The organism is Burkholderia mycopellens (assembly GCF_964265025.1).
Lineage (GTDB): Bacteria > Pseudomonadota > Gammaproteobacteria > Burkholderiales > Burkholderiaceae > Burkholderia.
In genome coordinates this window covers 377333-391761 of the sequence record NZ_OZ183802.1, presented here as the reverse complement: position 1 = coordinate 391761, position 14429 = coordinate 377333, and the positions used below count along the sequence as shown (strand labels likewise).

Annotated in this window: 8 protein-coding genes; 4 read left to right on the top strand and 4 right to left on the bottom strand. The window is 67.3% G+C overall.

From position 1 onward, the window contains the following. Positions 1-229 precede the first annotated feature (229 nt). From ACPTTC_RS01850 to ACPTTC_RS01835, 4 genes are all read left to right on the top strand, one after another. A complete protein-coding gene (locus ACPTTC_RS01850) occupies positions 230-2002 on the top strand; it encodes an ABC transporter ATP-binding protein/permease (RefSeq protein ID WP_226200899.1) in 1773 nt (590 codons plus the stop codon). Beyond that, the gene (locus ACPTTC_RS01845) at positions 1999-2775 is read left to right on the top strand and encodes an SDR family oxidoreductase (protein ID WP_423391379.1); all 777 of its coding nucleotides are present in this window, start codon (positions 1999-2001) and stop codon (positions 2773-2775) included. The genes ACPTTC_RS01850 and ACPTTC_RS01845 overlap by 4 nt, the downstream gene beginning before the upstream one ends. Before the next feature lie 181 nt (positions 2776-2956). Next, positions 2957-4219, top strand: coding sequence for an MFS transporter (locus ACPTTC_RS01840; RefSeq protein ID WP_423391378.1), 1263 nt, complete (start codon positions 2957-2959; stop codon positions 4217-4219). 24 nt (positions 4220-4243) lie between these two features. Next, positions 4244-5557 carry a D-amino acid dehydrogenase gene (locus ACPTTC_RS01835; protein ID WP_423391377.1) on the top strand — a complete coding sequence of 438 codons (1314 nt, stop codon included), beginning with the start codon at positions 4244-4246 and terminating at the stop codon, positions 5555-5557. A 102-nt stretch (positions 5558-5659) separates the two neighbouring features. Here the strand turns inward: ACPTTC_RS01835 and thpR are convergent, their stop codons facing one another. From thpR to ACPTTC_RS01815, 4 genes are all read right to left on the bottom strand, one after another. Continuing rightward, positions 5660-6226 carry an RNA 2',3'-cyclic phosphodiesterase gene (gene thpR, locus ACPTTC_RS01830; RefSeq protein ID WP_423391376.1) on the bottom strand — a complete coding sequence of 189 codons (567 nt, stop codon included), beginning with the start codon at positions 6224-6226 and terminating at the stop codon, positions 5660-5662. Then, a complete protein-coding gene (locus tag ACPTTC_RS01825) occupies positions 6223-7713 on the bottom strand; it encodes an alanine/glycine:cation symporter family protein (protein ID WP_226200895.1) in 1491 nt (496 codons plus the stop codon). Before ACPTTC_RS01825 ends, thpR begins: the two co-directional genes overlap by 4 nt. A gap of 287 nt (positions 7714-8000) precedes the next feature. After that, entirely contained in the window at positions 8001-9467 is a 1467-nt protein-coding gene (locus ACPTTC_RS01820) for a glutamate synthase subunit beta (RefSeq protein ID WP_423391375.1), read from the bottom strand. 85 nt (positions 9468-9552) lie between these two features. Continuing rightward, positions 9553-14256, bottom strand: a complete 4704-nt coding sequence (locus tag ACPTTC_RS01815) for a glutamate synthase-related protein (protein WP_423391374.1) — start codon at positions 14254-14256, stop codon at positions 9553-9555. Positions 14257-14429: the final 173 nt, after the last annotated feature.

Genomic DNA, 14429 nt, shown 5'->3' with positions numbered 1-14429 from the left:
TCCCCTTGCGGCAAATTCGCCGTCGTGCCGCGCCGCTCTGGCACAATGCCCGCAGGCCGGCCGCGTGAGCGGCCGGTTGCCGCGTCACCGCCGGCCTTAAGCGCCGTTTAAGACACGCGGGCGACCATCCGGACGCCCGCCGTCAGTCGGCGCCGCGTCCCGGCATGCCGTATCGCGGCGCGCGCCCGGCTTCGCCCGGCCCGCGCGCCGGCTACTCATCAGGAAGCACATGACCCAATCGATCGATCCCGTCCGCTCCGCCGCCTCCGACGCGCCGCAGGACGAGCGCCCGGTATCCGCATGGAGCCTCATCAAGCCCTACTGGGTATCGTCCGAATGGAAAATCGCGTGGGGCCTGCTGGTCGCGATCATCGCGATCAACCTCTGCGTGGTCTGGATCAACGTCCGGCTGAACAAGTGGAACGCGGAGTTCTACAACGCGCTGCAGTCGAAGGACGTCCACGACTTCCCGAACCTGCTGATGCAGTTCTCCGCGCTCGCGTTCGCGTTCATCATCCTCGCCGTGTACGGCCGCTACCTGCGGCAGATGCTCGGCTTCCGCTGGCGCCAGTGGCTCACCGACCGCTTTCTCGGCCAGTGGCTCGGCGATCGCGCGTTCTACCGGATCGAGCGTGACCGCCTCGCCGACAACCCCGACCAGCGGATTACCGACGATCTCCAGTCGTTCGCGACGACCACGCTCGCGCTGTCGCTCGACCTGCTGTCGACGGTCGTCACGCTCGTGTCGTTCATCACGATCCTGTGGTCGCTCGCCGGCGCGCTGACGATTTCGCTCGGCGCGACGCCGATCGCGATCCCCGGTTACATGGTGTGGGCGGCCGCGCTGTACGCGGTGGTCGGCTCGCTGATCATCCAGAAGGTCGGCCATCCGCTCGTGTCGATCAACTACCAGCAGCAGCGTGTCGAGGCCGACTTCCGCTTCGGGCTGATCCGCGTGCGCGAGAATGCCGAGCAGATCGCGTTCTACGACGGCGAGAAGACCGAGACCGGCAACGCGCAGACCCTCTTCATGCGCATCCGCGACAACTGGTGGCGCGTGATGAAGTACACGAAGCGGCTCACGTTCGTGCTGAGCTTCTACGGGCAGATCGCGATCATCTTCCCGCTGGTCGTCGCCGCGCCGCGCTATTTCGCGGGCGCGTTCTCGTTCGGCGTGCTGATGCAGATCTCGTCCGCGTTCGGCACCGTCAGCGATTCGTTCTCGTGGTTCATCAACAGTTACTCGACCCTCGTCGAATGGCGCGCCACCGTCAACCGTCTGCGCGAATTCAAGCGCGTGATGGGGACGTCCCACCTGAAGGAAAGCCTGTCGCCCGCGACCGAGCACGGCGGCATCAACCTGCACTATGTCGATGCGGCGAGGCTGTCGACGTCGTCGCTCAAGCTCGCGCTGCCGAACGGCGAGGCGCTCGCAAACATCGGCAGCGTCACGATCGAGCCCGGCTCGCGCTGGCTCGTGATCGGCAAGTCGGGTTCCGGCAAGAGCACGTTCATGCGCGCGCTCGCGGGCCTGTGGCCGTTCGGCGACGGCGCGATCGATGCGCCGGTCGGCGCGCGGATGATGTTCGTGCCGCAGACGAGCTACTTGCCGATCGGCACGCTGAAGGCAGCACTCACCTATCCGGCGACACCCGACGCGTTCAGCGACGAAGCCTGCCGCGACGCGCTGCGCGCATGCCGCCTCGAGGATTACGTCGACCGCCTCGACGAGAACGCGCACTGGACCCGCGTGCTGTCGCCGGGCGAACAGCAGCGCCTGGCCGGCGCGCGCGTGCTGCTGCACAAGCCCGACTTCCTGTTCCTCGACGAGGCGACCAGCGCGCTCGACGCCGACAACGAAGCACGCCTGTACCACCTGTTCGCCGAACGGCTGCCGAAGGCCGCGATCGTCAGCATCGCGCACCGCGAGTCGCTGGCCGCGTTCCACGTCGGCACGATCAACGTCGAGCGCGTGAACGACAGCGACAAGGTCGCGGCGTGACCGAACGGGCCGCGCACATCGTCCGGATCACGCTGATCACCGGCGCCGGTTCGGGGATCGGCGCGGCACTCGCGCGACGGCTCGCGGCACCCGGCATCGCACTGGCGCTGCATGCGCGCGGCGCGGACGGCGCAGCGCGCGCCCGCCTCGCCGAAGTCGCGCATGCGTGCACGGGGGCCGGCGCGGCGTGCATCACGCTCACCGGCGATCTCGGTGAGCCGGGCGTCGCCGCTTCGCTCGTCGATGCAGCCGCCACGCGCTTCGGCGGGCTCGATCAGCTCGTCGCCAACGCGGGCTTCGCCGCACGGCAATCCTTGTCCGATCTTTCCGCGGACGCGCTCGCGTCCGCCTTCGCGGCGATGCCCGGCGCGTTCTCCTCGCTCGTGGGCCGCGCGCGACCGCTGCTCGAAGCGTCGGCCGCGCCACGGATCGTCGCGGTCAGCTCGTTCGTCGCGCACCGCTACCGCGCCGACGCACCGTTCGCGGCCACCGCCGCCGCCAAGGCCGCGCTCGAATCGCTCGTGCGCACCGCCGCCGCCGAATTCGCCGCGCGCGGCATCACCGTCAATGCCGTCGCGCCGGGCTTCACGCGCAAGGACCACGGGCCGAGCGCCGGCAATGCGACTGCGTGGGCGCACGCCGAACAGGCGACACCCCTCGGCCGGATCGCCGAACCCGACGATGTGGCCGCACTGATCGCGTTCCTGTTGTCGGACGCCGCGCGGCAAATTACCGGTCAGGTCATTCACGTCGACGGCGGCCTGACGCTCTGAAGCAAGTGCCGGCATGGCGCCCAGGCGCGATCGGCCGTCACGCCTTCCCCGAACGAACGCCGCCCTCACCGTTCGCCGCACCGCCACGCACCTGCACTCACCTTTTTGGCACCCCGCATCCCGCCCGTAAAATAGCCGCCGTACGGCAGCGCGGGACGAGACAAACGAGGGGGCGGCAAGCATGCAGGCATTCCAGTGGTTCAACGAACTGTCGACGCGCGAGCGCAGGACGCTGTACGCCGGCTTCGGCGGCTACGCGGTCGACGCGTTCGACTTCATGATCTATTCGTTCCTGATTCCGACGCTGATCGCCACCTGGGGCATGACGAAGAGCGAGGCCGGGATGATCGCGACGAGTTCGCTGATCTCGTCGGCGCTCGGCGGCTGGGTCGCCGGCATCCTTGCCGATCGCTACGGCCGCGTACGCGTGCTGCAGTGGACGATCGCGACGTTCGCGCTGTTCACGTGCCTGTCCGGCTTCACCCACTCGTTCTGGCAACTGCTCGCGACGCGCACGCTGCAGGGCTTCGGCTTCGGCGGCGAATGGTCGGTCGTGACGATCATGATGGCCGAGACGATCCGCTCGCCCGAGCATCGCGGGAAAGCGGTCGGCACCGTGCAGAGCAGCTGGTCGTTCGGCTGGGGCGCGGCCGCGATCCTCTACTGGGCGTTCTTCGCGCTGCTGCCCGAGCAGGTCGCGTGGCGCGCGTGCTTCTGGATCGGCATCGTGCCCGCGCTGTGGATCCTGTACATCCGCCGCAACGTCAGCGATCCCGACATCTACACGGCCACCCGCCGTGCACGCGACGAAGGCCGCGTGTCGGGCCACTTCCTCGAGATCTTCTCGCCAGCGCACCTGCGCGCGACGCTGTTCGGCAGCGCGCTGTGCACCGGGATGCTCGGCGGCTACTACGCGATCACGACGTGGCTGCCCACCTACCTGAAAACCGTCCGCCACCTGTCGGTGTTCAACACGAGCAGCTATCTCGTCGTGCTGATCGTCGGCTCGTTCGTCGGCTACGTGGTCGGCGCGATCCTGTCCGACCGGCTCGGCCGCCGCGCGTCGTTCATCCTGTTCGCGATCGGCTCGTTCTCGCTCGGCATGGCGTACACGATGCTGCCGATCACCGACACCGCGATGCTGCTGCTCGGCTTCCCGCTCGGCATCGTCGTGCAGGGGATCTTCGCGGGCATCGGCGCGTACCTGTCGGAGCTGTATCCCGGTGCGATCCGCGGTTCCGGCCAGGGCTTCTGCTACAACCTCGGGCGCGGACTCGGCTCGTTCTTCCCGATCCTCGTCGGCTCGCTGTCGCAGTCGATGTCGCTCGTGAAGGCGATCGGCCTCGTCGCGGGCGGCGGCTACCTGCTCGTGATCGTCGCCGCGCTCGTGCTCCCGGAAACGCGCGGCAGGTCGCTCGCCGACGATCCGGCCGTCGCGTCCTGAGCCCCTCTTCGCCCGGAAAACCGCATGCACGTGATCGTTCTCGGCGCCGGCGTGATCGGCGTCACCACCGCCTGGCACCTGCGCGAAGCAGGCTGCGACGTCACCGTGATCGAGCGCGAGGACGACGTTGCCCAGGCGACGAGCCTCGGCAACGCGGGCGTGATCGCCCCCGGCTACGTAATGCCGTGGGCCGCGCCCGGCATGCCCGGCAAGATCCTCAAGTACCTGTTCAAGCCCGCGTCGCCGCTGATCTTCAGGCCCACGCTCGACACCGCGCAGTGGCGCTGGATCGCGCGCTGGCTGCGCGAATGCGAGTTCGAGCGGTTCCGCGTGAACAAGCAGCGGATGCAGCGCATCGCGTATTACAGCCGCGCGTGCCTGCACGCGTTTCGCGACCGCCATCCGTTCGACTACGGCGCGAGCCGCGGCTACCTGCAACTGCTGCGCGGCGCATTCGACGTCGAGATGGTGCAGCCCGCGCTGAAGGTACTGCGCGACGCGGGCATCGCGTTTCGCGAGCTCGACGCGGCCGGCTGCACGGCGATCGAACCGGGCCTGCGCTGGGCGCGGCAGGCGCCCGTCGGCGGCATCTACCTGCCCGACGACGAAGCCGGCGATTGCGCACGCTTCACGCGCGAATTGCGGGCGCTGTGCGAAGCAAACGGCGTGGCGTTCAGCTTTCGCACGCAGGTGCAGGCGCTCGACGTTGAAGCCGGCCGGGTGCGCGGCGTGCGGATCGTTGGTCACGGCGACGGGGATGACGGGCCGAATCCGCGCGCATCAAACCCCGGCGGCAAGCACCGCGGCGCGCGGCTCGCCGCCGACGCGATCGTCGTCGCGCTCGGCGTCGACAGCGCCGGCCTGCTGCGGCCGCACGGCATCGATGTGCCGCTGTATCCGGTGAAGGGCTACTCGGCGACGCTCACCGTCGTCGACGACGAGAAGGCACCGCGTGCCGCGCTGATGGACGAATCGCTGAAGACGGCGATCACGCGTTTCGGCCCGACGTTGCGCGTCGCGGGTACCGCGGAACTCGGCAACCGGCGCGCAGCGCTGCGACAGCAGGCGCTCGATACGCTGATGAAGGTGCTCGACGACTGGTTCCCGCACGCGGCCGATCGCACGTCGGCGCGCTTCTGGGTCGGCCGCCGGCCGATGACGCCTGACGGGCCGCCGCTGCTCGGCGCGAGCGGGATCGACGGGCTCTGGCTCAACGTCGGCCACGGCTCGACCGGCTGGGCAATGTCGATGGGATCGGGGAAGGTGGTGGCGGATCTCGTTACAGGGCGAGAACCGGAAATCGATCTGTCGGGACTGACGCTCGCGCGCTACGGATAGCAGGCTGGAGGCTGCGCGACGTCGCCGCAGCGATGCAGCGGCAGCCCGCACGCGGCATGGCAACGACGGCGGCCGGCCTTTGCCAGGCCTCCCCGGAACGGCTCAATCCGCCGCTTCGCCGCCCGCCTGCGCAATCGGCGCCGACACGATCGGCCGATGCGACACGCCTTCGTGCGACAACCGGCTTTCAAACAGCGTAAGCGCATCGAACCGCAGCGCGACCGGCCGCTTCACCGCACCGCCGTGCGCCGGCTGCCCGACCGCATCGTGCGGCAGCCGCGCGAGTGTCACGTGCGGGCGGAACGGCCGCCGGTCAGCCGGCACGCCGAGCGCGCGCAGCTTCGCCGACAGCGCGACATTCAACGCCGCACACGCCGGCTCGGCGGCCAGTTCCGCGACGATCAGCCGCGCGCGCGGCAGGCTCGGCCACCACGCGATCCGTTCGACCGGCATCAACGGCAATGCATGCGCGGCCGCGAGCGCCGGCAGGCATGCGGCCAGCTCGTCGCAGCACACCCGCTCGATCGCGCCAACGAACGCGAGCGTCACATGCAGTTGCGCGGGCAGCGAACGCCGCGCGCCACGTGCAACCGGCAACGCGTGCAGCGCGTCGCGCGATGCCGCATCGGGCATCAGCGCGACGAACACGCGCAGCCGGTCGCCGTTCATGACTCGCGCACCACCGCGCGAGGCACGCTCGCGGCATCGGCCGCGGCCGGACGCTGCGGCAGCGGGCCATGCTCGCCCCACACGTCGGCCGGCAGCACGTTCGCGAGTGCCGGAATCGTGTTGCGCGTGAACACCGGATCGGCAACGCCTGCCGCGCGCTGACGGCGATAGTCGCGCCATGCCGCGTGCGCGTACTTGCCCAGCGCGAGGATCGCGATCAGGTTGATGATCGCCATCAGCCCCATGCTCGTATCGGCCATCGCCCACACGAGCGGCAGTTGCCCGACGCTGCCGAACATCACCATCGCGAGCACCGCGACGCGGAACAGCGGCAGCACGCCGCGCCGCCTCGTGATGAACTCGACGTTGCCCTCCGCATACGCGTAGTTGCCGATCACCGACGAATACGCGAAGAAGAAGATCGCGAATGCCATGTAGATGCCGCCCCAATCGCCGACGTGGCTCGCGATCGAGCGCTGGGTGAGCGCCGCGCCTTCCATGCCGGTGCCCAGTTCGTACTGGCCCGACAGCAGGATCACGAAGGCGGTGGCGCTGCAGATCACGATCGTGTCGACGAACACGCCGAGCATCTGGATCAGCCCCTGCACGACCGGATGCCGCGTGCTGGCGGTGGCCGCCGCATTCGGCGCGCTGCCCATGCCGGCCTCGTTCGAGAACAGCCCGCGCTTCACGCCCATCGCGACTGCCTGGCTGACCGCATAGCCCGTCAGGCCACCCGCCGCCTGCTCGAGACCAAACGCGCTCTTCACGATCAGCGCGATCACGCCCGGCACCAGCGCGATATGCGTCGCGACCGCGTAGACCGCGAGCGCGAGATAGCCGATCGCCATCAGCGGCACGATCACCTGCGCAACTGCCGCGATCCGGCGAATCCCGCCGAAGATGATCGGCGCGGTCAGCAGCACGAGCCCGAGACCTACCGTCGCGCGGCTCCAGCCGAACGACGTGTCGAACGCATCGGCGATCGCGTTGGCCTGCACCGCATTGAACACGAAGCCGAACGCGAGGATCAGCGACAGCGAGAACAGCACGCCGAAGCCGCGCGAACGCAGGCCCGTCTGGATGTAGTACGCGGGGCCGCCGCGATAGCTGCCGTCCGGATGCGACACCTTGAAGATCTGCGCGAGCGTCGCCTCGACAAACGCGGACGACATCCCGACGAGCGCCGTCATCCACATCCAGAAGATCGCGCCTGGCCCGCCGACGGTCAGCGCGACCGCGACGCCGGCGATGTTGCCGGTGCCGACGCGGCTTGCGAGCCCGGTCGCGAATGCCTGGAACGACGAGATGCTGCCCGGCTCGCCCTTGCTGCCGACCAGCTTGATGCTGAGCAACAGCGCCTTCAGCTGGATCATCCGGAACCGCAGCGTGAACCACGCGCCCACGCCGAGCAGCAGCGCGATCAGCACGTAGTTCCACAGCACGCCGTTGACGGCGTCGATCAGCCCTTGCACGAATGCTTCCATCCAGAGTCCTTGTAAATGGGGTCGGTCATATGAGGCAGCCGCGCGCACGCGGTCGAAGGGGCCATATGATATGACAGTTTGCAAGGATCATTACAAAACGAAAGGAAAGCAGGATCGCGGAAAATCGATATCCGATGCGATCAGGTTAGGCGACGGTTCGGGAAAATGGCGAGGCGCTGCGGTGACAGCGAACATGCTGTCCGCATGTGAGCATTGTCGGCAATGAAAAAAACCGGGCGCCCTTTCGGACGCCCGGCTTTCATCGAAACCCGCTCGCGCTATTCAACTCAGCGCGGCAGCTCCGAATGCCCCATCAGGTACGCATCGACCGAGCGCGCGCACTGGCGGCCTTCGCGGATCGCCCACACCACGAGCGACTGGCCGCGGCGCATGTCGCCCGCCGCGAACACCTTGTCGACCGACGTGTAGTACGAACGATCGCCTTCGGTCGCCGCACGCGCGTTGCCGCGCGCATCCTTCGCGACACCGAATGCCTCGAGCACGGGTGCGGCCGGCTGCGTGAAACCCATCGCGAGCAGGACGAGGTCGGCCTTCATTTCGAATTCGGAGCCCGGCACTTCCTGCATCTTGCCGTCCTTCCACTCGACGCGCACCGCGATCAGCTTCTCGACCTTGCCGTTCTTGCCTTCGAGACGCTTCGTCGCGACTGCCCAGTCGCGCTCGCAGCCTTCCTCGTGCGACGACGACGTGCGCAGCTTGATGGGCCAGTACGGCCACACGAGCGGCTTGTTTTCCTCTTCCGGCGGCTGCGGCAGCAGCTCGAACTGCGTGACCTGCTTCGCGCCGTGGCGGTTCGACGTGCCGACGCAGTCCGAACCCGTGTCGCCACCGCCGATCACGATCACGTGCTTGCCCTTCGCGAGCAACTGGTCGACGAGCTTGTCGCCCGCGTTCACGCGGTTCTGCTGCGGCAGGAAATCCATCGCGAAATGGACGCCCGCGAGCTCGCGGCCCGGCACCGGCAGGTCGCGCGGCGTTTCCGACCCGCCGGCGATCACGACCGCGTCGAATTCTTCCTTCAGCGTGTCCGGCGAAATGGTTTCCTTCGCAAGGCTGCCGATCGACTCGGGCAGCGGATCCTTGCCGATGAACACGCTGGTGCGGAACGTCACGCCTTCCGCTTCCATCTGGCGCATGCGGCGGTCGATCAGCCACTTCTCGAGCTTGAAGTCGGGAATGCCGTAGCGCAGCAGGCCGCCGACGCGGTCGTTCTTCTCGAACACCGTCACGTCGTGGCCCGCACGCGCGAGCTGCTGCGCGGCGGCGAGGCCTGCGGGGCCCGAGCCGACGACGGCAACCTTCTTGCCCGTCTTGTGCTCGGCCGGCAGCGGCTTCACCCAGCCTTCCGCCCAGGCCTTGTCGATGATCGCGTGCTCGATCGACTTGATGCCGACCGGGTCGTCGTTGATCCCGAGCGTGCACGCCGCTTCGCACGGCGCCGGGCAGATGCGGCCCGTGAATTCCGGGAAGTTGTTGGTCGAATGCAGGACTTCGATCGCCTGCTGCCAGTCCTGGCGGTAAACGAGATCGTTGAAGTCCGGAATGATGTTGTTGACCGGGCAGCCGTTGTTGCAGAACGGAATGCCGCAATCCATGCAGCGCGCGCCCTGGACCTTCGCGTCCGCGTCGGTCAGTGCCGCGACGAATTCCTTGTAGTGCTTCACGCGCGTGAGCGGTGCTTCGTACGCCTCGTGGCGGCGTTCGAACTCCAGAAAACCGGTTGCCTTGCCCATAAGGTGCTCTTCTGTTCGGTATATCGAGTGGGGGAGCCGCGCGCGGCAGTCATGCGCGCGCGGCAGTCGCTATGTCGTTCGTCGCTCAGGCGGCCAGTTCTTCCTTCGCCGCCTTCTTCGCACCGATCTCGCCGAGCGCGCGCTTGTATTCGTGCGGGAACACCTTCACGAACTGGCGGCGCGCCGCGTCCCAGTTTTCCAGCAGCGACTTCGCGCGCGGCGAACCCGTGAACTGGAAATGACGCTCGACGAGCCCCTTGAGCAGCGCTTCGTCCGTCGTGCCCGCATGCCAGAGTGCGCGGTCGACCGTGCGCTCCTGCTCGGCCTGCTGCAGCACCGGCTCGAGCGCGACCATCGACTTGTTGCACTTCGCCGCGAACGTGCCTTCCGGATCGTAGATGTACGCGAGACCGCCCGACATGCCGGCCGCGAAGTTGCGCCCGGTCTCGCCGAGCACGACGACCGTGCCGCCCGTCATGTATTCGCAGCCGTGGTCGCCCGTGCCTTCGACGACCGCCGTCGCGCCCGAGTTGCGCACGCAGAAGCGCTCGCCCGCGACGCCGCGGAAGAAGGCTTCGCCTTCGATCGCGCCGTACATCACCGTGTTGCCGCAGATGATGTTTTCCTCGGACTTGCCGCGGAAGTCGTTGGTCGGTCGGATGATGATCCGGCCGCCCGACAGGCCCTTGCCGACGTAGTCGTTGCCGTCGCCGACGAGGTCGAGCGTCACGCCCTTCGCGAGGAACGCGCCGAAGCTCTGGCCGGCCGTGCCCTTCAGCTGGATGTGCACCGCGTCGTCGGCCAGGCCTTCATGGCCGTGCTTCTTCGCGATCACGCCCGACAGCATCGCGCCGACCGTCCGGTTCACGTTGCGCACCGGCTGGATGAACGACACATGCTCGCCGTTCTCGATCGCGGCCTTCGCCTTCTCGATCAACACGTGGTCGAGCGCGCGCTCGAGGCCGTGATCCTGCACGTCGACGTGACGCGGCGCGACGTCCTCGCACTCTTCCGGCTGGTAGAACACGCGCGAGAAGTCGAGGCCCTTCGCCTTCCAGTGCTCGACGCCCTTGCGCGTATCGAGCAGGTCGGCGCGGCCGATCAGGTCGTCGAACTTCGCGATGCCGAGCTGCGCCATGATCTCGCGCACTTCCTCGGCGACGAAGAAGAAGTAGTTCACGACGTGCTCGGGCTGGCCCTTGAACTTCGCACGCAGCACCGGGTCCTGCGTCGCGACGCCGACCGGGCACGTGTTCAGGTGGCACTTGCGCATCATGATGCAGCCTTCGACGACGAGCGGCGCCGTCGCAAAGCCGAATTCGTCCGCACCGAGCAGCGCGCCGATCACGACGTCGCGGCCCGTCTTCATCTGGCCGTCGGCCTGCACGCGGATACGGCCGCGCAGGCGGTTCAGCACCAGCGTCTGCTGCGTTTCGGCGAGGCCGAGTTCCCACGGCGTGCCCGCGTGCTTGACCGACGACAGCGGCGACGCACCCGTGCCGCCGTCATGGCCGGCGATCACGACGTGATCGGCCTTCGCCTTCGCGACACCGGCCGCGACCGTGCCGACGCCCACTTCCGACACGAGCTTCACGGAGATGCTCGCGCTCGGGTTCACGTTCTTCAGGTCGTGGATCAGCTGCGCCAGATCCTCGATCGAGTAGATGTCGTGGTGCGGCGGCGGCGAGATCAGGCCGACGCCCGGCACCGAGTAACGCAGCTTGCCGATGTATTCGGACACCTTGTGGCCCGGCAGCTGGCCGCCTTCACCCGGCTTCGCGCCCTGCGCCATCTTGATCTGGATCTGGTCGGCCGACGCGAGGTACTCGGCGGTGACGCCGAAGCGGCCCGATGCGACCTGCTTGATCTTCGAGCGCAGCGAATCGCCGTCCTTCAGCGCAATGTCGCTGACGATCTCGTCGCCGATCACCGACTTCAGCGTCTCGCCCGACTTGATCGGAATGCCGCGCAGTTCGTTGCGATAACGCTTCTCGTCCTCGCCGCCCTCGCCGGTGTTCGACTTGCCGCCGATCCGGTTCATCGCGATCGCGAGCGTTGCGTGCGCTTCGGTGCTGATCGAACCGAGCGACATCGCGCCCGTCGCGAAGCGCTTGACGATGTCCTTCGCCGGCTCGACGTCGTCGATCGGGATCGCCTTGGTTGGCTCGACCTTGAACTCGAACAGGCCGCGGAACGTCATGTGACGCTTGGTCTGGTCGTTGATCAGGTGCGCGTATTCCTTGTACGTCTGATACGAGTTGCTGCGCGTCGCGTGCTGCAGCTTCGCGATCGAATCCGGCGTCCACATGTGGTCTTCGCCGCGCACGCGGTACGCGTACTCGCCGCCCGCGTCGAGCATGTCGCGCAGGACCGGGCTGTCGCCGAACGCGTCGCGGTGCAGACGGATCGCCTCTTCCGCCACTTCGAACAGGCCGATGCCGCCGACCTTCGACGCCGTGCCCTTGAAGTACTTCTCGACGAGGTCGCTCGACAGGCCGAGCGCTTCGAAGATCTGCGCGCCCGTGTACGACATGTACGTCGAGATGCCCATCTTCGACATCACCTTCTGCAGGCCCTTGCCGACTGCCTTCGTGAAGTTGTAGACAGCCTTCTCCGGCGACAGGTCGCCCGGCAGGCCTTCGGCCATCTTCGCGAGCGTTTCCATCGCGAGATACGGGTGCACGGCTTCCGCGCCGTAGCCCGCGAGCAGCGCGAAGTGGTGCGTTTCACGCGCGGAGCCCGTCTCGACGACGAGGCCCGTGCTCGTGCGCAGCCCTTGCTGGACGAGGTGCGTGTGGATCGCCGACGTGGCGAGCAGCGCCGGAATCGCGACATGCTCGGCGTCCGTCTTGCGGTCCGACACGATCAGCATGTTGTAGCCCGACTTCACCGCGTCGACGGCTTCCGCGCACAGCGACGCGAGGCGCGCCTCGATGCCTTCCTTGCCCCAGGCCACCGGATAGCAGATGTTCAGCTCGTACGCGCTGAACTTGCCGCCCGTGTACTGGTCGATCGCGCGGATCTTCGCGATGTCCTTGAAGTCGAGCACCGGCTGCGACACTTCGAGACGCATCGGCGGGTTGATGTTGTTCGTGTCGAGCAGGTTCGGCTTCGGGCCGATGAACGACACGAGCGACATGACCATGTTCTCGCGGATCGGGTCGATCGGCGGGTTCGTGACCTGCGCGAACAGCTGCTTGAAGTAGTGATAGAGCGTCTTGTTCTTGTTCGACATCACCGCGAGCGGCGAGTCGTTGCCCATCGAACCGACGGCCTCTTCACCCTGCTGCGCCATCGGCGCCATCAGGAACTTCAGGTCTTCCTGCGTATAGCCGAACGCCTGCTGGCGATCGAGCAGCGCGGCGCCCTGCGTGCGGCCGGCCGCGACGTCCTCGGCCTTCGGCTCGATCTCGTCGAGCTTGATGCGCACGGCGTCGATCCAGCTCTTGTACGGCTTCGCGTTCGCGAGGTTGTCCTTCAGTTCCTTGTCGTCGATGATGCGGCCGTGTTCCATGTCGATCAGGAACATCTTGCCCGGCTGCAGGCGCCACTTCTTGACGATCTTCGATTCGGGGATCGGCAGCGTGCCGGCTTCCGACGCCATGATGACGAGGTCGTCGTCGGTGACGATGTAGCGGGCCGGGCGCAGGCCGTTGCGGTCGAGCGTCGCGCCGATCTGGCGGCCGTCGGTGAACGCGATCGCGGCCGGACCATCCCACGGCTCCATCATCGCGGCGTGGTATTCGTAGAACGCGCGGCGGTTCTCGTCCATCAGCGTGTGCTGTTCCCACGCTTCCGGAATCATCATCATCACCGCGTGCACGAGCGGGTAGCCGGCCATCACCAGCAGCTCGAGACAGTTGTCGAACGATGCGGTGTCCGACTGGCCCGGGTAGATCAGCGGCCACAGCTTCGGCAGATCGTCGGCGAGTACGTGCGACGCGATCGCGCCGGTACGCGCGTTCAGCCAGTTCACGTTGCCCTTCACGGTGTTGATCTCGCCGTTGTGCGCGATCATCCGGTACGGGTGAGCCAGCTCCCACGCCGGGAACGTATTGGTCGAGAAGCGCTGGTGCACGAGCGCGAGCGCCGATACGACACGCGTGTCCTGCAGGTCGCGGTAATACACGCCGACCTGGCCCGCAAGCAGCAGCCCCTTGTAGACGATCGTGCGCGCCGACATCGACGGCACGAAGTATTCCTTGCCGTGCTTGAGCTTCAGCGCCTGGATGCGGTGGCTCGCCGTCTTGCGGATCACGTACAGCTTCCGCTCGAGCGCGTCCGTCACCATGATGTCCTTGCCGCGGCCGATAAAGATCTGGCGGATCAACGGCTCGCTCGCCTTCACGGTCGGCGAAATCGGCATCGCATGGTCGACCGGCACGTCGCGCCAGCCGAGCACGACCTGGCCTTCGGCCTTCACCGTGCGCTCGAGCTCCTGCTCGCACGCGAGACGCGACGCGTTTTCCTTCGGCAGGAAGATCATGCCGACCCCATATTCGCCGGCCGGCGGCAGCATCACGCCCTGCTTCGCCATTTCCTCGCGATAGAACGCGTCCGGAATCTGGATCAGGATGCCCGCGCCGTCGCCCATCAGCGGATCGGCGCCGACCGCGCCACGGTGATCGAGGTTCTCGAGGATCTTCAGACCCTGCTGAATGATCTCGTGGCTCTTCTTGCCCTTGATGTGAGCGACGAAGCCGACGCCACAGGCGTCGTGTTCGTTTTGCGGGTCATACAGACCTTGTGCGGCGGGCACCGCGGCGAGCGGCTGCTGGTGGTCGTTCATGGGGACACCGTCGTAAAGGGGGCCTGGAGGCCGTTGAACCATTTTCTTGTTGCCGTCGATCCCGCTCCCGACGGGAGACGGCGCGGCCGACGGTGGATGGGCATGCTTCGCCCGGGCCACCGGAATTCGGAATATACGCGACGAATCAAAGGAATAGCAACAAAAACCGCTCG